This is a genomic window from Streptomyces sp. LMG1-1-1.1 (assembly GCF_040815545.1).
GTDB lineage: Bacteria > Actinomycetota > Actinomycetes > Streptomycetales > Streptomycetaceae > Streptomyces.
In genome coordinates, this window is sequence record NZ_JBFPNH010000002.1 from 17,584 (window position 1) to 36,842 (window position 19,259).

Here is a 19,259-nt window from a genome sequence, read left to right on the forward strand (position 1 = left end):
AGTCGTCACATTCCTCGTCGGGGAGCGTCCGCGCTCCCGAGGCCGGCCGCCACGTCCCGCAGATAGGGGTTGGTGGCGCGCTCCTGGCCGATGGTCGTCTGGGGACCGTGTCCCGACAGCACCACGGTCGAGTTGTCGAGCGGCAGGCACACACGGGCCAGCGAAGCGAGCATCTCGTCCATGTCACCGCCGGGAAGGTCGGTGCGTCCGATGGAGCCGGCGAACAGCAGGTCCCCCGAGAAGAACACGGACGGGATCTCCGTGGTCTCGGGCATCCTGAAGGTCACCGACCCCTTGGTATGACCGGGCGCGTGGGCGACGGAGAACTCCAGACCGGCGAGCTTCAGCTGGGCGCCGTCGGTGAGTTCGCGCACGTCGTCGGGCTCTCCCACGGTCAGCTCGCCCATGAGGGGCATCCCGATGGAGCGGCCGAGGGCCTTCTCCGGGTCGCTCATCATGTAGCGGTCGGACGGGTGGATCCACGCGGGGACGTCATGGGCGCCGCACACCGGGACGACGGAGGCGACGTGGTCGATGTGTCCATGGGTGAGGACGACGGCGACGGGCTTGAGCCGATGCTTCTTCAGCGTCTCCTCGACACCCTGGGCGGCCTGGTGGCCGGGGTCGATGATCACGCACTCCTCGCCTGCGGCGGGGGCGACCAGATAGCAATTGGTCCCCCAGGCCCCGGCGGGGAACCCGGCAATCAGCACGTTCGTCCTTAGATGTCGTCCGGCACGGGGGCGCGGAACTCGCGGAAAACACGGAATGCGGCAGATCAGAGCCTACCGGCGGTGCCGGTTCCACAGCCAACCCGTATACGGTACGGGCACACCCGGCCCGGACAGGAACAGACGAGCGACAAGGAGCGGAACCGGTGGTCACCAGCGATCAGCGGCGGCGGCAGCTTGCCAGGGAGAAGTACGCGCGGCAGCAGCAGCGGCGGGAGGAGAACCGGCGCAAGGCGAAGCGCCGCAACACCGTCATCGCGGCCGGCCTCGCGGTGGTGCTGGCCGCGGGCGGCGCCGTCTACGCCTCCGTGGCACTGACGGACGGCCCCGACAAGGGCAAGGACAACGCGGCGGGCGACACGCCGACCACGGCCGCGCCCACGCCCTCGCAGAGCGAGGCGGCGAGCCCGGAGCCGAAGCTGACGGTGGACAAGACGGCCACCTACGCGATGTCCCTGAAGACGAACGAGGGCGACGTCACGATCACCATGGACGCGGCGAAGACCCCGCGCACGGTGAACTCCTTCGCGCACCTCGCGGACAAGAAGTACTTCGACGGGACCAAGTGCCACCGCCTCACCACCCAGGGCATCTTCGTGCTCCAGTGCGGCGACCCCAAGGGCGACGGCACCGGCGGCCCGGGCTACACCATCCCGGACGAGAACCTGGGCGCCCTCGGCAAGGCGGGCGCGGACGGCTCGGTGACCTTCCCGGCCGGCACCGTCGCCATGGCCAACACGGGTCAGCCGGGCACCGGCGGCTCGCAGTTCTTCCTCGTGTACAAGGACACCAAGCTGCCCCCGACGTACACCCCGTTCGGCACGATCGACGCGGCCGGTCTCAAGGCGGTCCAGGACGTCGCCGCGGCGGGCGTCGAGGGCGGCGCCACGGACGGCGCTCCGAAGAAGGCCGTCACCATCGAGAAGGCGACCGTCGCCAAGAAGTGAGCCGGGCGTCCGCACCCGCGCGACCCTGGAATCTCGGTCGGGCTGAGTGCGGACAGCCGGGCCGCGGTTCGCCTAGATTGGCGTTGTGCAGCGTGGGCCTTCGGGCGCGCTGCGGAAAGGCGGGCGAGGCCCGCCGGCAAACTGTGGACGATGCCCGGGGGGTACGACCCCGCGACGGCATCATGGTGAGGAGGCGCTGTGAGCAGCGACCCGTGGGGCCGCGTCGACGAGACGGGCACCGTGTACGTGCGGACGGCCGAGGGCGAGAAGGTCGTCGGATCGTGGCAGGCCGGCACCCCTGAGGAGGCCCTGGCCTACTTCGAGCGCAAGTACGAGGGCCTGGTGGTCGAGATCGGCCTCCTCGAGAAGCGTGTGAGGACCACCGACCTCTCGGCGAAGGACGCCACCGCGGCGATCGAGCACATCCGCCAGCAGGTCGACGAGCACCACGCCGTCGGCGACCTGGCCGCGCTCGCCGCCCGGCTGGACAAGCTCGTCGAGTCGGTCGACTCGCGACGCGAGGAGCGCAAGGCCCAGAAGGCGAAGCAGACCGACGAGGCCCGCTCCGCCAAGGAGAAGCTCGTCACGGAGGCCGAGGAACTGGCCCAGAGCGAGCAGTGGCGTTCGGCCGGCGAGCGGCTGCGGGCGCTCGTGGACACCTGGAAGGGCCTCCCCCGGCTCGACCGCAAGTCCGACGACGAACTGTGGCACCGCTTCTCGCACGCCCGCTCGGCGTTCTCGAAGCGCCGCAAGGCGCACTTCGCCTCCCTGGACGCCCAGCGCGAGGACGCCCGCAAGGCGAAGGAGCGTCTGGTCGCCGAGGCGGAGTCGCTGTCGAACTCCACCGACTGGGGCACCACGGCGGCCCGCTACCGCGACCTGATGACGGAGTGGAAGGCGGCCGGCCGCGCCCAGCGCGAGCACGAGGACGACCTGTGGAACCGCTTCCGCGGCGCCCAGGACGTCTTCTTCGCGGCGCGCGGCGAGGTCTTCGCCGAGCGGGACGCGGAGCAGACCGAGAACCTCAAGCTGAAGGAGGAGCTCGCGACCGAGGCCGAGAAGCTGGTGCCCGTGACGGACCTGAAGGCGGCCCGCGCGGCCTTCCGTTCCCTCAACGAGCGCTGGGAGGCCATCGGCCACGTCCCGCGTGACGCCCGTCCCAAGGTCGAGGGCCGGATGCACACGGTGGAGCGGGCGATCCAGGAGGCCGAGGAGGCCGAGTGGCGCCGGACGAACCCGGAGGCGCGCGCGCGTGCCGCGGGTCTGACCGGCCAGCTCCAGGACGCCGTCGAGAAGCTGCGCAAGCAGGTCGACGCCGCCCGTGCCGCCGGCAACGACTCGAAGGCCGACAAGCTCTCCCGCGAGCTGGAGGGCCGTCAGGCCCTGCTCGACCAGGCCCTGAAGGGTCTGGAGGAGTTCGGCGGCTGACGGAGCCGTGACCGTACGAGGAAGGCCCCCCGGCTCACTGCCGGGGGGCCTTCCTCGTACGGGGCGTTACGGCCTGCGGGCCGAGGTCACGCGGTACACGTCGTACACGCCCTCCACTCCGCGCACCGCCTTGAGGACGTGGCCGAGGTGCTTCGGGTCGCCCATCTCGAAGGTGAAGCGGGAGGTGGCCACCCGGTCACGGGAGGTCTGGACGGCCGCCGACAGGATGTTGACGTGCTGGTCCGAGAGGACCCGGGTGACGTCCGAGAGCAGCCGGGACCGGTCGAGCGCCTCGACCTGGATGGCGACGAGGAAGACCGACGACTGGGTCGGGGCCCACTCGACCTCCAGGATCCGCTCCGGCTCCCGGGAGAGCGAGTCCACGTTGACGCAGTCGCTGCGGTGGACCGACACGCCGCTGCCCCGGGTGACGAAGCCGATGATCGGGTCGCCGGGGACGGGGGTGCAGCAGCGGGCCAGCTTCACCCAGACGTCCTCGACGCCCTTGACGACGACGCCGGGGTCGGCGCTGGAGCGGCGCTTGGAGCGACCGCGGGTCGGCGGGGCGGCCTCCTCGATGTCCTCGGTGGCGGCCTCCTCGCCGCCGAGCGCCTGGACCAGCTTCTGCACGATGGACTGGGCGGTGACGTGGCCCTCGCCGATCGCCGCGTACAACGAGGAGATGTCGGTGTAGCGCAGCTCGTGGGCGAGGGTGACGAGGGAGTCGCCGGTCAGGATCCGCTGGATCGGCAGGTTCTGCTTGCGCATGGCCCGCGCGATGGCGTCCTTGCCCTGCTCGATCGCCTCGTCGCGGCGCTCCTTGGAGAACCAGGCGCGGATCTTGTTGCGGGCGCGCGGGGACTTGACGAAGCCCAGCCAGTCGCGGGAGGGCCCGGCTCCGGCGGCCTTGGAGGTGAAGACCTCGACCAGGTCGCCGTTGTCGAGGGTCGATTCGAGGGGCACGAGCCGCCCGTTGACCCGCGCCCCTATGGTGCGGTGGCCGACCTCGGTGTGCACGGCGTACGAGAAGTCGACGGGGGTGGCGCCCGCGGGCAGCGCGATGACGTCGCCCTTGGGCGTGAAGACGAAGACCTCGTTGCGGGAGAGGTCGAAGCGCAGGGACTCCAGGAACTCGCTGGGGTCCTCGGTCTCCTTCTGCCAGTCGAGGAGCTGGCGGAGCCACGCCATGTCGTTGAGGTGGTCGTCCTTGCCGGTCTTCTTCGGCACGTCGGCGCGGACCTTGGAGGCGCCGGCGACGGCCTCCTGCTTGTACTTCCAGTGCGCGGCGATGCCGTACTCGGCCCGGCGGTGCATGTCGAAGGTGCGGATCTGGAGCTCGACGGGCTTGCCGTTGGGTCCGATGACCGTCGTGTGCAGCGACTGGTACATGTTGAACTTCGGCATCGCGATGTAGTCCTTGAACCGGCCGGGGACCGGGTTCCATCGCGCGTGGACGGTGCCGAGGGCGGCGTAGCAGTCCCTGACCGTGTCGACGAGGACACGGATGCCGACCAGGTCGTAGATCTCCGCGAAGTCACGGCCGCGGACGATCATCTTCTGGTAGACGCTGTAGTAGTGCTTGGGGCGGCCGGTGACGGTGGCCTTGATCCGGGCGGCGCGCAGGTCGGTCTGGACCTCGTCGGTCACTATGGCGAGGTACTCGTCCCGCTTGGGGGCGCGCTCGGCGACGAGCCGGACGATCTCGTCGTACATCTTGGGGTAGAGGATCGCGAAGGCGAGGTCCTCCAGCTCCCACTTGATGGTGTTCATGCCCAGGCGGTGGGCCAGGGGCGCGTAGATCTCGAGGGTCTCGCGGGCCTTCTTCTCCTGCTTCTCCCGCTTGAGGTAGCGCATGGTGCGCATGTTGTGCAGGCGGTCGGCGAGCTTGATGACCAGGACGCGCGGGTCCTTGGCCATGGCGACGACCATCTTGCGGACGGTCTCGGCCTGGGCGGCCTCGCCGAACTTGACCTTGTCGAGCTTGGTGACCCCGTCGACGAGGAGCGCGACCTGGTCGCCGAAGTCGCGGCGCAGCGTCTCCAGGCCGTACTCGGTGTCCTCGACGGTGTCGTGCAGGAGTCCGGCCATCAGGGTCGCCGGGTCCATGCCGAGCTCGGCGAGGATCGTCGTCACGGCGAGCGGGTGCGTGATGTACGGGTCGCCGCTCTTGCGCTTCTGGCCGCGGTGCCAGCGCTCGGCGACCTGGTAGGCGTGCTCGACCTGGCGGAGGGTCGCCGTCTCGATCTTGGGGTCGTTGGAGCGGACGATCCGCAGCAGCGGTTCGAGGACCGGGTTGTACGGGGAGGAACGCTGGACGCCGAGGCGGGCGAGGCGGGCGCGGACCCGGTTGGACGAGCCTCCCGAGCGGGAGGGGGCGGCCGGTGCGGGCCGGGCAGTCGAGGCCGGGGCCGGCGTGGGCGCCGGCGTGGGCGCCTCCGGCGCGGGCCCGGTCTCCGCGGGCTTGTTCTGGGGCGCGCCGGTTCCCGTCGCGGCTTTGTCGGCCTTCGGGTCGGGCTGCGCGGCGGAGAGTGACTGGGCCTCGTCTGGCAAGAGCGCTCCTCGTGCGGTGCCGGGTCCCCCGGTCAGGCCCGGAAAGGCCATGGTATCGAGCCACGAGTCCGGATGCGCACGCGCCCGGGTCGGCGGCGGCCCCGGCGGGGGCGAAGCGTGCGCACGGGCCACGTACCGGGTCACAGGGGAAAACGACGGGGGCGCCCCGGGGATTCCCCGGGGCGCCCCCGTGCACGGGCCGTGGTGTCAGACCGTGATCAGTGCCTTGAGCGGAGCGCCGCCCAGCGCCGGCTCCAGCCGGGCGCGGCCCGGCAGGAAGCTCAGCTCCATGAGGACGGCGACGCCCGCGACCTCGGCGCCGGCGCGGCGGATGAGCTCGATCGAGGCCTCGGCCGTGCCGCCGGTGGCGAGGACGTCGTCGATGACCATGACGCGGTCGCCCGCGGCCAGGTCCTCGGCGTGCACCTCGATCTCGGCGGTGCCGTACTCCAGCTCGTACGCCTGGCTGAGCGTGGCCCCGGGGAGCTTGCCGGCCTTGCGGACGGGGATGAACCCCAGGCCCGCGCGGACGGCCACCGGGGCGGCCAGGATGAAGCCGCGCGCCTCGAGGCCGACGATCTTCGTCGCGCCGTGCGCGGTGCACAGCCCGGCGAGGGTGTCAGTGAGGGCCGTGAACGCCACCGGGTCCGCCAGCAGCGGCGTGATGTCCTTGAACAGCACGCCCGGCTTCGGGTAGTCGGGGACGTCGCGGATGCGGCTGAGCAGGAGCTCGGTGACGTCCTGGGCCTCGGCGGTCATCCTCGGCGCTCCTGGGCCCGGCGGCTCGCGCGGGGGCCGACGACGGCGGTCTCGGCCTCGACGGACAGCGCGTCCGTCTCGTCCGCCGACTCGCCCTTGGCGGCGGCGCTCGCACGCTTGGCCAGGATGCGCTTCTTCAGGGCCTTGATCGCCGGCTCGCGCTCCTTGAGGTCGGCGACGAGCGGGGTGGCGATGAAGATCGAGGAGTACGCGCCGGCGGCGAGACCCACGAACAGCGACAGCGAGATGTCGTTCAGCATGCCGGCGCCGAGGAAGCCGCCGCCGATGAAGAGCAGGCCGGCGACCGGCAGCAGCGCGACGACGGTGGTGTTGATCGAACGGACCAGGGTGCCGTTGATCGAGCGGTTGGCCAGCTCGCTGTAGGTGAAGCGGGTCTGCTTGGTGATGTCCTTCGTCTGCTCCTTGAGCGAGTCGAAGACCACGACCGTGTCGTACAGCGAGTAACCGAGGATCGTCAGCAGACCGATGACCGTACCGACGGTGACCTCGAAGCCGACCAGCGAGTAGATGCCGACCGTGATCGTGAGGTCGTGGATGAGGGCGATCAGTGCCGCGACCGCCATTCTCCACTCGAAGGCGATGGCCAGGTAGATCACCACGAGGATCATGAAGACCCCCAGGCCGGTCCAGGCCTTGTTGGCGATCTGCTCACCCCAGCTGGGACCGACCAGCTCGGCCGCGATCTTGTCCTCGGGGACGCCCAGGTCCTTCGAGAGCTCCGCGCGGACCTGGTCGGACTGCACGGTGTCGATGCCGCCGACCTGGATGCGCAGCGAGCCGTTGCCGAGCTTCTGGACGATCGCGTCGTGGCCGGAGGCAGCTTCCGCGTACTCCTGCGCCTGGCTGACGGAGACTTCCGACTTCGGCGTCGTGAAGACGGCACCGCCCTGGAACTCGATGCCCATGTTGAGGCCGCGGACGGCCAGGGCCACGATGGCGGTGATGGTGATCAGGATGGACAGGCCATACCAGATCTTGCGGTTGCCGATGAAGTCGTAACCGACCTCACCGCGGTGGAGCCGGGCACCGAGATCGCCGAGCTTCGACATCTCACGCCTCCTTCGGGTCTACGGGGGCGGAGGCACGGCGGGTGCGGCGCAGCGGCGGCTTGGCGCCGAGTCGCTTCGGGTCCAGGCCGGACCACGCGTGGCCGTTGCCGAAGAACTTGGTCCGCGCCAGGAGCGTCATGACCGGCTTGGTGAAGAGGAACACCACGACGATGTCGAGCAGGGTGGTCAGGCCGAGCGTGAACGCGAAGCCCTTGACCTTGCCGACGGTGACGATGAAGAGCACGGCCGCGGCCAGGAACGACACGAAGTCGGAGACCAGGATGGTGCGGCGGGCCCGCGGCCAGGCGCGCTCGACGGCCGGGCGGAGCGTCCGGCCCTCGCGGAGCTCGTCGCGGATGCGCTCGAAGTACACGATGAACGAGTCCGCGGTGATGCCGATGGCGACGATGGCGCCGCAGACGGCCGGCAGGTTCAGCGCGAAGCCGATGGCCGGGCCGAGCAGGGCCATGAGCACGTAGGTGAGGAGCGCGGAGACGCCGAGGCTGAGGATGGCGATCAGCGACAGGCCGCGGTAGTAGGCGACCAGGTAGATGATGACCAGTCCGAGGCCGATGGCGCCCGCGATCATGCCCGCTTCCAGCTGCTCCCCGCCGAGGGCGGCGGTGACGGTGTCGACGCTCTGCGTCTCGAACGTCAGGGGCAGGGCACCGTACGACAGGATGTTGCCGAGGTCCTGGGCCGACTGCTGGTTGAAGTTGCCGGAGATCTCCGCGCTGGCGCTCAGCGTCTGGCGGACCGACGGGGCCGAGACGACCTCGCCGTCCAGGACGATCGCGAAGCGGTTCTGCGGGTCGGTCTGCGCCGACAGCTTGCTGGTGATCGCCTGGAACTTCTTCGAACCCGCGTCCGTGAAGTCCATGGTCACGATCCACATGCCGCGCTGCTGGTCGAGGACGCCCTTGGCGTCGTCGACGTCACGGCCGCCGACCTCGGCCGGGCCGAGGAGGTACTTCGACCAGACGCCGGGGGCGTCCTCGCCACAGGCGACGGTGGGCTGGGCGGGCTTGACGCCCTGGCCGGCGGTGGCGCGCTGCTTGGGGTCGAGGCAGTTCAGGGCGGTGAACTTCTGCTCGAGCGCCGCGGTGGCGGGGTCGGGCTTCGGGGTCGCCTGGGGAGTCCCGGTGGCCGTCGGCTTCGTGGAGGCCGAGGTGGTGGGCGTCGGGCTCGGGGCCTTGAGGGCCTCGGTGAGCGCGCGGCCCTGGGTGGAGGCGGTGGCCGTCGGGGTCGCCGACTTCTTCTCGCCCGCGGTGGCGCCGGTGGCGGAGGCCGACGGCTTCGCCGAGGGGGAGCCCGAGGGCGTGGCGCTCGGGGCCGCCTGCGGCGCGCCGTTCGTCACGGCGAGAACGGGCCGGAAGTAGAGCTGGGCGGTGGTACCGACCTGCTCACGGGCCTGCTTCTCGTTCGTCCCGCGAGGGATGTTGACGATGATGTTCTCGCGGCCCTGCGTCTGGACCTCGGCCTCGGAGACACCCAGACCGTTGACACGGCGCTCGATGATGCCGACCGCCGTGTTCATGTTGGTCTCGTTGACCGCCGACTCCTGGCCGGGCTCGGCCTTCGCCTTGAGCGTGATCGACGTACCGCCGGCGAGGTCGATGCCGAGGCGCGGGGTGGTGTGCCCCGACCAGAACATGCCGCCGGTGAGCGCGACCATGGCGATCAGGATGAGTGCCAGGGCGCGGCCCGGACGGCTCTGTCCCCCCGCCGGCCTTCGGCCCTTCTTCGGTGCTGCCACCTGTCGTATCTCCCTGTCCAACCGCCCCGCGCCGGGTGTGCGCGAGGCGGCCACGAAGTGTGTGTGGGGACCTGCCCCCGCAGACGTGGAACCGTTCCGGGGACCGCGCTCGCCGGTGGGCGGGCGGTCGGTCTCCGGCCGCGACTACTTCGCGTCGGTCTCGCCGTCGGCCTTGCCGTCCTTCTGGCCCTCGGTGCCGTCCTCGGCCACGTCCGACTTCTTCGTCAGATCGGCCTTCGGCGCATCGGCGTCCTTCTCCGTGCCCTCGGCGGCGGCGACCTCGGTCAGCGAGGAGGCGTCGTCCGGGACGACGGTCTCGGAGTCGGACTCCTCCTCGTCGCCGTGGACGATGCGGTTGTACTCGGCGTCATCGAGGACCGCGCCGATCGCGTTCTTGGCGTAGACCGCGTGCACCCCGGGAGCGACCTCGAGGAGGACGGTCTCGTCGCCGATCTCCTTGACGGTGGCGTACATCCCCCCGATCGTCCGTACGCCGGTGCCGGGCTGCATCTCGTTGCGCATCTGCGCCGCCGCCTGCTGCTTCTTCTTGGCAGAGCGGGTCATCAGGAACATGGCCCCGATGAGGACGATGAAGGGGAGGAGGGTCACGATGCTCACGGGACGGGTTTCCTTCGCACGGTCGCGGAGAACCCGCGGCCTGATCTTCGGGGGTGGGCGCGCCGACCGGAAAGGGCGGCATCGGCGGAGTCTAGGCGAGTCCGCATCGATGGAACAACGTCCAGCATCGCACCCTGGTTCCGGTCCGGGCGAGTGTCACCACCGTCACGCCCCGAAGAGCCCCTGTTGTCCGCTTCCGTGTGCTCCCGGGCCGCCTGCCTGCGGCGGAACCAGTCCGAGGTGGGCCCAGGCCGCGGGTGTGGCGACCCGACCACGGGGCGTACGGGCCAGCAGTCCCTCCCGTACGAGGAAGGGTTCGGCGACCTCCTCGACGGTCTCGCGCTCCTCTCCCACGGCGACGGCGAGGGTGGACAGACCGACCGGTCCGCCGCCGAAGAGCTTGAGCAGGGCCTCCAGGACCGCGCGGTCGAGACGGTCGAGGCCGCGGCCGTCGACCTCGTACACGCTGAGGGCGGCCTCGGAGATGTCCCGGGTGATCGACCCGTCGGCCCTGACCTGCGCGTAGTCGCGGACGCGGCGCAGCAGGCGGTTGGCGATGCGGGGGGTGCCGCGGGAGCGGCCGGCGATCTCGGCGGCGCCGGCCGGGTCGATCTCGACGTCGAGGAGGCCGGCGGAGCGGTGGATCACCCGCTGGAGCTCGCCCGGGTCGTAGAACTCCATGTGGCCGGTGAAGCCGAAGCGGTCGCGCAGCGGGGGCGGCAGGAGTCCGGCCCTGGTGGTGGCGCCGACCAGCGTGAAGGGCGGGAGTTCCAGCGGGATGGCGGTGGCGCCGGGGCCCTTGCCGACGATGACGTCGACGCGGAAGTCCTCCATCGCCATGTAGAGCATCTCCTCGGCGGGCCGGGACATCCGGTGGATCTCGTCGAGGAAGAGGATCTCGCCCTCCTGGAGGGAGGAGAGGATCGCGGCGAGGTCGCCGGCGTGCTGGATGGCGGGGCCCGAGGTGATGCGGATCGGGGCGTTCATCTCGGCCGCGATGATCATCGAGAGGGTGGTCTTGCCGAGGCCGGGGGCGCCGGAGAGCAGCACGTGGTCGGCGGTGGCACCGCGCTGGCGGGCGGCCTTGAGGACCAGGTCGAGCTGCTGGCGGACCTTCTCCTGGCCGACGAACTCGCTGAGGTCCTTGGGGCGCAGGGCCGCTTCGACGGCCTGGTCGTCCCCTTCGGCGGAGGCGCCGACGATGCGCGCCTCGGCCTCGGACGCCTCGGCGGTGATGTCGTCGTCCCAGTTCACGGTGATGCCTTCTCGTTCGTACGGTCCGGTCGGCGGGGCAGCGGACGGGTGGGTCAGCGGGTGCGGTTGAGCGTCTGCAGGGCCGCGCGGAGCAGCTGCGGCACGGGGGCGGCGCCGGTCTCGGCGAGGGCGGCCTCGGCCTGCGGGGTGACGGCGCTGACGGCCTCCTCCGCCTCGCGGCTCGCGTAGCCGAGGCCGATCAGCGCGGCGGACAGCTGCTCGGTCCACGGCGCCGGGCCGGAGGCCGCGGCGCGCTGGGCGCCGACCAGCCCGCTGCTGCCGAGCGGGGCGCCGAGCTTGTCCTTCAGTTCGAGGAGGAGTTTCTGCGCGCCCCTCTTGCCGATGCCGGGGACGGCGGTGAGGGCCTTCTCGTCGCCGGTGGAGAACGCGATGCGCAGGGCGTCGGGGCTGTGCACGCCGAGCATGGCCTGCGCGAGGCGGGGGCCGACGCCGCTGGCGGTCTGGAGCAGCTCGAAGACCTGCCGCTCGTCGTCGTCGGCGAAGCCGTACAGGGTGAGGGAGTCCTCGCGGACGACCAGCGAGGTGGCGAGCCGGGCGTCCTGGCCGATCCTCAGGGCGGAGAGGGTGTTCGGCGTGCACTGGACGGCCATGCCGATGCCGCCGACCTCGATCACGGCGGTGGTGGGGGCGAGTGCGGCGACCGGGCCGCTGACGAAGGCGATCATCGGGTTCGGCCTTTCACTGCGGACGCCTGCTGGGCGACCGCCTGCTGGAGACGGTTCTGTGCGACGGCCTGCTGGAGGCGGTTCTGCGCGGGGGCCCGCCAGATGTGACAGATGGCGAGGGCGAGGGCGTCGGCGGCGTCGGCCGGCTTGGGCGGGGCGGAGAGCCGGAGCAACCGGGTCACCATGGCCCCGACCTGTGCCTTGTCGGCGCGTCCGCTGCCGGTGACGGCGGCCTTGACCTCGCTGGGGGTGTGCAGCGCGACGGGGATGCCGCGGCGCGAGGCGCAGAGCATGGCGACCGCGCTGGCCTGGGCGGTACCCATCACCGTACGGACGTTGTGCTGGCTGAACACCCGCTCGACGGCGACGAGTTCGGGCGAGAAGCGGTCGATCCACTCCTCGATGCCGCGCTCGATGCCGACGAGTCGCACGCCGATGTCCGCGTCCGCGGCCGTCCGCACCACGCCGACGCCGAGCATGGTCAGGGGCCGTCCGGCGACGCCCTCGACGACGCCGACGCCGCACCGGGTGAGACCGGGGTCCACCCCGAGTACCCGCACTGTGCCCCTCCCTGATCGCAAGTCTGTTTGTGCAGGCTATCGGGTGGCACTGACAACGCAGCGGGCCGACGGGGTGCGTGTCCCGTCGGCCCGCTGTTCGGAAAGACCGCGATCAGGCGTCGACCTTGGCCATGACCTCGTCGCTGACGTCGAAGTTGGCGAAGACGTTCTGCACGTCGTCGCTGTCCTCCAGCGCGTCGATCAGCTTGAACATCTTGCGCGCGCCCTCTTCGTCGAGCTCGACCTGCATGGTCGGGACGAAGCTCGACTCGGCGGAGTCGTAGTCGATGCCGGCCTCCTGGAGGGCGGTGCGGACCGCGACCAGGTCGGTGGACTCGCTGATGATCTCGAACGACTCACCGAGGTCGTTGACCTCCTCGGCGCCGGCCTCCAGCACCGACTCCAGCACGTCGTCCTCGGACAGCTCGCCCTTCGGGAGCACGATGACGCCCTTGCGGTTGAACAGGTACGAGACCGAACCCGGGTCGGCCATCGAGCCGCCGTTGCGGGTCATGGCCACGCGCACGTCGGAGGCGGCGCGGTTGCGGTTGTCGGTGAGGCACTCGATGAGGACCGCGACACCGTTCGGGCCGTAGCCCTCGTACATGATCGTCGCGTAGTCGGCGCCGCCGGCTTCGAGACCCGCACCGCGCTTGAGCGCGGAGTCGATGTTCTTGTTCGGAACCGACTGCTTCTTCGCCTTCTGGACGGCGTCGAAGAGCGTCGGGTTGCCGTCGAGGTCAGCGCCACCGGTGCGGGCCGCGACCTCGATGTTCTTGATCAGCTTCGCGAAGAGCTTGCCGCGCTTGGCATCGATCACGGCCTTCTTGTGCTTCGTCGTAGCCCATTTAGAGTGGCCGGACATCTGCCTGTCTCCTTCGCGTAACCCATTTCTGAACGAACCCCAGAGATCCTACCGGGATCGGATCAGCCCGAAGCGCGCACCATGTCGACGAACAGGGCGTGAATCCGGTGATCCCCGGTGAGCTCGGGGTGGAACGAGGTCGCGAGGGCTTTGCCCTGCCGTACGGCGACGATGTGACCGCCGTGCTCGGCCAGGACCTCGACCTCGGCACCGACGGACTCGACCCACGGGGCGCGGATGAAGACGCCCTCCACGGGGCCGTCCTCAATGCCCGTGACGGTGACGCCGGCCTCGAACGACTCGTTCTGCCGCCCGAAGGCGTTGCGGCGGACGATCATGTCGATGCCGCCGAAGGTCTCCTGACCCGAACGCGGGTCGAGGATCTTGTCGGCCAGCATGATCAGACCGGCGCAGGTGCCGTAGACCGGCATGCCCGCGGCGATGCGCTCGCGGAGCGGCTCCATGAGGCCGAAGAGCGCGGCCAGCTTGGAGATGGTGGTGGACTCACCACCGGGGATGACCAGGCCGTCGACCTCGGCGAGCTCCTCGGGGCGCCTCACCGGCCTGGCCACGGCGTCAGCCGCGGCCAGGGCGATCAGGTGCTCCCGTACGTCGCCCTGGAGAGCCAGGACACCAATCACGGGAGTGGCGTTCATCGGTGCTTACCAGCCCCGGTTGGCGTAGCGCTCGGACTCGGGGAGGGTGTCGCAGTTGATGCCGACCATGGCCTCGCCCAGGTTGCGGGAGGCGTCCGCGATGATCTTCGGGTCGTCGTAGAAGGTGGTGGCCTTCACGATGGCGGCGGCGCGCTTGGCCGGGTCGCCCGACTTGAAGATGCCGGAGCCGACGAAGACGCCCTCGGCGCCGAGCTGGCGCATGAGCGCGGCGTCGGCCGGGGTGGCGACGCCACCGGCGGAGAACAGCACGACCGGCAGCTTGCCGAGCTCGGCGACCTCCTTGACGAGCTCGTACGGGGCGCGCAGGTCCTTGGCGGCGGCGAACAGCTCGTTGTTGTCGAAGCCGCGCAGCCTGGCGATCTCGTTCTTGATCTGGCGCAGGTGGCGGACGGCCTCGACGACGTTGCCGGTGCCGGCCTCGCCCTTGGAGCGGATCATGGCCGCGCCCTCGGCGATGCGGCGCAGGGCCTCGCCCAGGTTGGTGGCGCCACAGACGAAGGGGGTCGTGAAGGCCCACTTGTCGGAGTGGTTGACCTCGTCGGCCGGGGTCAGGACCTCGGACTCGTCGATGTAGTCGACGCCGAGGGACTGGAGGACCTGGGCCTCGACGAAGTGACCGATGCGGGACTTGGCCATGACCGGGATGGACACCGCGCCGATGATCTCTTCGATCATGTTCGGGTCGGACATGCGGGCCACGCCGCCGTCCTTGCGGATGTCCGCGGGGACCCGCTCCAGGGCCATGACGGCCACGGCGCCGGCGTCCTCGGCGATCTTCGCCTGCTCGGCGTTGACCACGTCCATGATCACGCCGCCCTTGAGCTGCTCGGCCATGCCGCGCTTCACACGGGCGGTGCCGGTCTCGGGGGACTGGGGGGAGGGGGAAGGCGTGGTGGACACAAGTACCTCACTCGTGACAAGAGCGATTGACGACAAGAGTGAGGAAACAGTCCACCTGCGGTCCACAGCAAGGGCCAATGTGGATCCGGTGGATCGTTTTCGCAGGTTACGAGCTGTCAGGCCGGACGATCAGCAAGGGCCACCGGCGGCTCGTCATCCATTTCGAAGGCCAGCGGGAACGGCGCGTGGCCCGCGAGCCGGAACCAGCGGACCTTGCGGTGGCGGCGCAGGGCACGGGCCGCCCGCACCGCGTCGTTGTGGAAACGGCGGGCCATCGGCACCCGGCGCACGGCCTGCGCGAGCTCCCCCGCCGCCTCCTCGCCACCGGGCGCCGCCCGTACGAGCTCCACCTGCTCGGGCTCGCCGAACACCGCCCGCAGCGCCTGGCTCAGTTCGCTCTCCGCGACCTCCCGGTGATCCTCCTCGGCCTGCCGGGCCGCGTGCGCGGCCTCGTACAGCACGATCGACGCGGCCGGATCGAGGACGCCCGACGTCGCGAGCTCCTGGGTGACCGAGGCCCGGCGCAGCAACTGCGCGTCCAGGGCCGCGCGGGCCGCGTCGATGCGGGAGTGCAGCCGGTCGAGCCGTCCGGCGGTCCAGCTGAGATACACGCCGATGAGAATCAGCGCCACGACGGTCCAGATCAGGGTTTCGGTCACGGGCGCACAGGCTACCGGGGCCGCGGCGGTGTCCGGCGTCGTGAGGGCCCGAGGCCATCGTGGCCCGGCGTCGCGAGGGCCCGTGGCCATGGGGCCCGCCATCGTGACGGCCCGCGGCCGTGGGGGCCCGCCGCCGTGAGGGCCCGCGCCACGTGGAGCCGCCGCCGTGTGCGCCCGTGGCGACTGACCCGCCCCGTGCGGGCTGCGCCCGCGACCGCCGCCGTATGCGCCCGCACCGACTGCCCCGCCTGGTGCGGGCTGCGCCCGCTGCCCGCGCCCCTCCGTGTGGGCAATCGTCCCGCTGGGGCGGGACGGGTGGGCACACGGGACGGCGCCCTCGGCGGCGCCTCGCCCCCCTGCACCTGCCCGCACCCATAGCTCGCCGCGCAACCGGTGCGGGTTCGGGCGCGGAAGCCTAGGCCCGGCAAGGGGCGCCGTTCCGTTGTGCCCACCCGTTCCGCCCCAGCGGAACGATTGCCCACAACGAGGGGGGCGAGGGCGCCGCCCCTGCGGAACGGAGGCCCACAACGAGGGTGGCCGGGGGCGGGGTGGAGCACCGCCCCAGCGGAACGATTGCCCACAACGGGGGAGGGCGGGGGCGCCGCCCCGGCGGAACGGAGGCCCACAACGAGGGTGGCCGGGGGCGGGGTGGAGCACCGCCCCCGGCGGAACGATTGCCCACAACGAGGGGGGCGGGGGCGCCGCCCCGGCGGAAGGCAGGCGCCCACAGGGAGGGTGGGCAGCGCACCGGCCGGGGCAGGGGGTGGGGTCAGAGGCCCAGGCGGGCTCGGAGGCCGAGGCGTTCGTCGGTGTCGACGGCGGCGGCACCATCGGCGACGGTCTCGTACACCGCGAGGATGTCCGCGCCGACGGTGGACCAGTCGAAGCGACGGACGTGGGACGAGCCACGGGCGCTGAGCTCGGCGCGGCGAGGCGCGTCGCCGAGGAGCCGGATCGCGGCGGAGGCGAGCGCGTCGGCGTCCTCGTTGGCGAAGAGCTCGCCGGCCCCGCCCTGGTCGAGGACCTGGGCGAACGCGTCGAGGTCGGCGGCGAGGACGGGCGCCCCGGCCGACATGGCTTCGACGAGGATGATGCCGAAGCTCTCGCCGCCGGTGTTGGGCGCCACGTACACGTCGACGCTGCGCAGCAGCCGCGCCTTGTCCTCGTCGCTGACCATGCCGAGGAACTCCACGCGGGAGCGCATCTCGGGCGGCAGCGACGCCACGGCCTCCTCCTCGTCGCCGCGTCCGGCGACGAGGAGCCGGGTCCCGGGGCGTTCGGTGAGGATGCGGGGCAGGGCGCGCATGAGGACGGGCAGGCCCTTCCTCGGTTCGTCGATCCGGCCGATGAAGCCGAGGGTCTCGCCCTGCCACTCCTTCTTCGGTTCGGCGCGGGCGAAGAAGTCCACGTCGACGCCGTTGGGGATGAGGACGGCGTCGCCGCCGAGGTGCTCGACGAGCGTGCGGCGCGCGTACTCGCTGACCGCGATGCGCGCGCTGATCTTCTCCAGGGCGGGCTGGAGGATCGGGTACGCGGCGATCATGGCGCGCGAGCGCGGGTTCGACGTGTGGAAGGTGGCCACGATCGGTCCCTGGGCCGCCCAGCAGGTGAGCAGCCCCAGGGAGGGCGAGGTCGGCTCGTGGATGTGGACGACGTCGAAGGTGCCGTCGTGCAGCCAGCGGCGTACCCGGGCGGCGGAGAGGAACCCGAAGTTCAGCCGGGCCACGGAGCCGTTGTACGGCACGGGGACGGCGCGGCCGGCCGAGACGACGTACGGCGGGAGCGGGGTCTCGTCGTCGGCAGGGGCCAGTACGGAGACGTCGTGGCCCAGCCGGATGAGGTGCTCGGCGAGGTCGCGGATGTGGAACTGGACGCCGCCCGGCACGTCCCAGGAGTACGGGCAGACGATCCCGATCTTCACGGCTGCCGCTCCTCCCCGCGCTCGGCCGGTACCCCGTGGCCGCCGGAAGCCGCGTCCCCGGCACCGGTCTCGGCCACGGCTCTGGCCCCGGCTTCAGCCCCGGCTCCGGCTCCGGCCTCAGCCCCGGGTCCGGGTCCGGCTCCGGCCCCGGCCTCAGCCCCGGCTTCAGCCCCTGCCGCAGCCGCAGCTCCAACCCCGGCCCCAGCCCCGTCCCCCCGTTCCTCCAGGTCCGCGAGCCACAGTCGTTGCAGCATGTGCCAGTCCTCCGGGTGGTCCGCGATGCCGGCGGCGAAGGCGTCGGCGAGCTGCTGGGTCATCACGGAGGTCTTCTCGGTGCGGGTACCGGACTCGGGAACGTCGACGGGCGGGTGGATGCGGCCCCGCATGACGGCCGTGTCGTCGTACCAGAGGGTCACCGGGAGGAGCAGGGCACCGGTCTGCTGGGCGAGTATGGCCGGGCCGGCCGGCATGCGGGCGGTGTCGCCGAAGAAGGAGACCTCGATGCCGGAGGCCGACAGGTCGCGGTCGGCGACGAGGCAGACGAGGCCGCCCGCCCGGAGGCGCCGTGCGAGGGTGCCGAAGGCGGAGCCGCCGGTGTGCGGCAGGACCTCCATGCCGAGGGATTCCCGGTAGGCGACGAAGCGGTCGTACAGCGTCTCCGGCTTGAGGCGTTCCGCGACGGTGGTGAAGGGGACGCCGAGCGAGCGGGTCACCCAGACGCCCGCGAGGTCCCAGTTGGCCAGGTGCGGGAGGGCGAGGACGACCCCGCGGCCGGCGGCGAGGCCTTCCTTGAGGTAGTGGGCGTCCTTGATGTCGACGCCCTGTTCGACCCGCTCCTTGGTCCAGGTCGGCAGCCGGAACGACTCCATCCAGTACCGCATGTACGAGCGCATGCCGGCCTTGGAGAGTTCCGCGAGCCGCTCGGGCGTGGCATCGGGCACCACGCGCGCGAGGTTGGATTCGAGGCGCAGGACGCTCTTGCCGCGCCGCTTCCACGTCAGGTCGGCGATCCGGCGGCCGAGGCCGGTCGCCACCGGCTCGGGCAGCTTCTTCACGGTCGCCCAGCCGAGGCCGTACAGCCCGTCGCTCAGTCGGTCCTTCAACGCGCTCATGATGTCGCCCCGCCCCCCTGGGCCGCCGCGGCGGCGTCCGCCTCGGCCGATTCCCGCCGTACCGTCACGACGCGCTGTCCCAGGGTCACCGCGCTGCCGACGGCCACGATCCACAGGGCGATCGGGAGCAGCACCTGGATGCCGGGCACGCCGAAGGCGTGCAGGCCGGCGAGACCCGCGGCGACCAGGGAGATGACGAGCCGCTCGGCGCGTTCGATCAGTCCGTTGACGGCGACCGGCAGGCCAATCGATTCGCCACGGGCCTTGGTGTACGAGACGACCTGGCCGCTGGCGAGGCAGAAGATGGCCACGGCGCAGAGCACGTTGTCGTCGCCCTTGCCCGCGTACCAGAGCGCGAAGCCGCCGAAGATCGCTCCGTCGGCGACCCGGTCGAGCGTCGAGTCGAGGAAGGCGCCCCACCGGCTGGAGATCCCCGCCTGCCGGGCCATGTTGCCGTCGACGAGGTCGGAGAAGACGAAGAGGGTGATGACGATCGTGCCCCAGAAGAACTCGCCGCGGGGGAAGAAGACCAGCGCACCGGCCATCACCCCCGCGGTGCCGATGAGCGTGACGGCGTCGGGGCTGACGCCCCGGCGGAGCAGAAACGCTGCGAACGGTGTGAGGACACGCGTGAAAAAGGCACGCGCGTACTTGTTCAGCATGGCCTTCCCGAGGTTCGGTGGGCCGCGCGGCCCCTACGACCACCGGCTCACCCATCGTAGCCACGCGCGTCGCGCCGACGTCGCGGGCACCCGCCCCCGCCGCG

Annotated in this window: 18 protein-coding genes; 2 read left to right on the forward strand and 16 right to left on the reverse strand. The window is 71.4% G+C overall.

The genetic code is table 11. The annotated features are described in order from the left end of the window. Window positions 1-5: 5 nt before the first annotated feature. Entirely contained in the window at window positions 6-713 is a 708-nt protein-coding gene (locus tag MRBLMG1_RS02820) for an MBL fold metallo-hydrolase (protein ID WP_367820358.1), read from the reverse strand. Between the two features lie 164 nt (window positions 714-877). Here MRBLMG1_RS02820 and MRBLMG1_RS02825 point away from each other — a divergent pair, with 164 nt between their 5' ends. Then, a complete protein-coding gene (locus MRBLMG1_RS02825) occupies window positions 878-1,678 on the forward strand; it encodes a peptidylprolyl isomerase (protein ID WP_367820360.1) in 801 nt (266 codons plus the stop codon). Window positions 1,679-1,876: 198 nt separating this feature from the next. Beyond that, complete coding sequence (locus tag MRBLMG1_RS02830) at window positions 1,877-3,106, forward strand: DUF349 domain-containing protein (RefSeq protein ID WP_367820361.1); 1,230 nt, start codon at window positions 1,877-1,879, stop codon at window positions 3,104-3,106. Between the two features lie 66 nt (window positions 3,107-3,172). On the opposite strand, the gene MRBLMG1_RS02835 is transcribed toward MRBLMG1_RS02830, so the two are convergent. The 15 genes from MRBLMG1_RS02835 to pgsA form a co-directional block, all read right to left on the reverse strand. After that, window positions 3,173-5,656 (reverse strand): RelA/SpoT family protein, encoded by a 2,484-nt coding sequence (locus MRBLMG1_RS02835; RefSeq protein WP_367820363.1) that lies wholly within the window; start codon window positions 5,654-5,656, stop codon window positions 3,173-3,175. Window positions 5,657-5,863: 207 nt separating this feature from the next. After that, window positions 5,864-6,415: an adenine phosphoribosyltransferase gene (locus MRBLMG1_RS02840; protein ID WP_367820365.1), complete on the reverse strand. Its 552-nt coding sequence runs from the start codon at window positions 6,413-6,415 to the stop codon at window positions 5,864-5,866. Next, the gene (gene secF, locus MRBLMG1_RS02845) at window positions 6,412-7,485 is read right to left on the reverse strand and encodes a protein translocase subunit SecF (protein WP_367820367.1); all 1,074 of its coding nucleotides are present in this window, start codon (window positions 7,483-7,485) and stop codon (window positions 6,412-6,414) included. Before secF ends, MRBLMG1_RS02840 begins: the two co-directional genes overlap by 4 nt. Before the next feature lies 1 nt (window position 7,486). After that, entirely contained in the window at window positions 7,487-9,241 is a 1,755-nt protein-coding gene (gene secD / locus MRBLMG1_RS02850; RefSeq protein WP_367820369.1) for a protein translocase subunit SecD, read from the reverse strand. Between the two features lie 144 nt (window positions 9,242-9,385). After that, window positions 9,386-9,859 carry a preprotein translocase subunit YajC gene (gene yajC / locus MRBLMG1_RS02855; RefSeq protein WP_367820371.1) on the reverse strand — a complete coding sequence of 158 codons (474 nt, stop codon included), beginning with the start codon at window positions 9,857-9,859 and terminating at the stop codon, window positions 9,386-9,388. Window positions 9,860-10,024: 165 nt separating this feature from the next. Further along, complete coding sequence (ruvB, locus tag MRBLMG1_RS02860) at window positions 10,025-11,113, reverse strand: Holliday junction branch migration DNA helicase RuvB (RefSeq protein ID WP_367820373.1); 1,089 nt, start codon at window positions 11,111-11,113, stop codon at window positions 10,025-10,027. Between the two features lie 53 nt (window positions 11,114-11,166). Next, entirely contained in the window at window positions 11,167-11,799 is a 633-nt protein-coding gene (ruvA, locus tag MRBLMG1_RS02865; protein ID WP_367820375.1) for a Holliday junction branch migration protein RuvA, read from the reverse strand. Continuing rightward, window positions 11,796-12,359, reverse strand: a complete 564-nt coding sequence (gene ruvC / locus MRBLMG1_RS02870) for a crossover junction endodeoxyribonuclease RuvC (protein WP_367820377.1) — start codon at window positions 12,357-12,359, stop codon at window positions 11,796-11,798. The genes ruvA and ruvC overlap by 4 nt, the downstream gene beginning before the upstream one ends. Window positions 12,360-12,471: 112 nt before the next feature. Continuing rightward, complete coding sequence (locus MRBLMG1_RS02875; protein WP_367820379.1) at window positions 12,472-13,224, reverse strand: YebC/PmpR family DNA-binding transcriptional regulator; 753 nt, start codon at window positions 13,222-13,224, stop codon at window positions 12,472-12,474. A 62-nt stretch (window positions 13,225-13,286) separates the two neighbouring features. After that, window positions 13,287-13,880, reverse strand: a complete 594-nt coding sequence (pdxT, locus tag MRBLMG1_RS02880) for a pyridoxal 5'-phosphate synthase glutaminase subunit PdxT (RefSeq protein ID WP_367820381.1) — start codon at window positions 13,878-13,880, stop codon at window positions 13,287-13,289. A 6-nt stretch (window positions 13,881-13,886) separates the two neighbouring features. Further along, on the reverse strand, window positions 13,887-14,801 hold the full coding sequence (pdxS, locus tag MRBLMG1_RS02885) for a pyridoxal 5'-phosphate synthase lyase subunit PdxS (protein ID WP_317874515.1): 915 nt from the start codon (window positions 14,799-14,801) through the stop codon (window positions 13,887-13,889). A 116-nt stretch (window positions 14,802-14,917) separates the two neighbouring features. Next, window positions 14,918-15,460, reverse strand: coding sequence for a hypothetical protein (locus MRBLMG1_RS02890; RefSeq protein WP_367820384.1), 543 nt, complete (start codon window positions 15,458-15,460; stop codon window positions 14,918-14,920). A gap of 769 nt (window positions 15,461-16,229) precedes the next feature. Continuing rightward, on the reverse strand, window positions 16,230-17,381 hold the full coding sequence (locus tag MRBLMG1_RS02895; RefSeq protein ID WP_367820386.1) for a glycosyltransferase family 4 protein: 1,152 nt from the start codon (window positions 17,379-17,381) through the stop codon (window positions 16,230-16,232). Further along, the gene (locus MRBLMG1_RS02900; protein WP_367820388.1) at window positions 17,378-18,493 is read right to left on the reverse strand and encodes a phosphatidylinositol mannoside acyltransferase; all 1,116 of its coding nucleotides are present in this window, start codon (window positions 18,491-18,493) and stop codon (window positions 17,378-17,380) included. Before MRBLMG1_RS02900 ends, MRBLMG1_RS02895 begins: the two co-directional genes overlap by 4 nt. Next, window positions 18,490-19,155, reverse strand: a complete 666-nt coding sequence (pgsA, locus tag MRBLMG1_RS02905) for a phosphatidylinositol phosphate synthase (protein WP_367820390.1) — start codon at window positions 19,153-19,155, stop codon at window positions 18,490-18,492. The genes MRBLMG1_RS02900 and pgsA overlap by 4 nt, the downstream gene beginning before the upstream one ends. Between the last annotated feature and the right edge of the window lie 104 nt (window positions 19,156-19,259).

Coding starts and splice junctions, on each gene's coding strand:
- pdxT (WP_367820381.1), bottom strand. CDS start 13,880: ATGAACGCCACTCCCGTGATTGGTGTCCTGGCTCTCCAGGGCGACGTA.
- MRBLMG1_RS02875 (WP_367820379.1), bottom strand. CDS start 13,224: ATGTCCGGCCACTCTAAATGGGCTACGACGAAGCACAAGAAGGCCGTG.
- pgsA (WP_367820390.1), bottom strand. CDS start 19,155: ATGCTGAACAAGTACGCGCGTGCCTTTTTCACGCGTGTCCTCACACCG.
- MRBLMG1_RS02900 (WP_367820388.1), bottom strand. CDS start 18,493: ATGAGCGCGTTGAAGGACCGACTGAGCGACGGGCTGTACGGCCTCGGC.
- ruvA (WP_367820375.1), bottom strand. CDS start 11,799: ATGATCGCCTTCGTCAGCGGCCCGGTCGCCGCACTCGCCCCCACCACC.
- MRBLMG1_RS02840 (WP_367820365.1), bottom strand. CDS start 6,415: ATGACCGCCGAGGCCCAGGACGTCACCGAGCTCCTGCTCAGCCGCATC.
- secF (WP_367820367.1), bottom strand. CDS start 7,485: ATGTCGAAGCTCGGCGATCTCGGTGCCCGGCTCCACCGCGGTGAGGTC.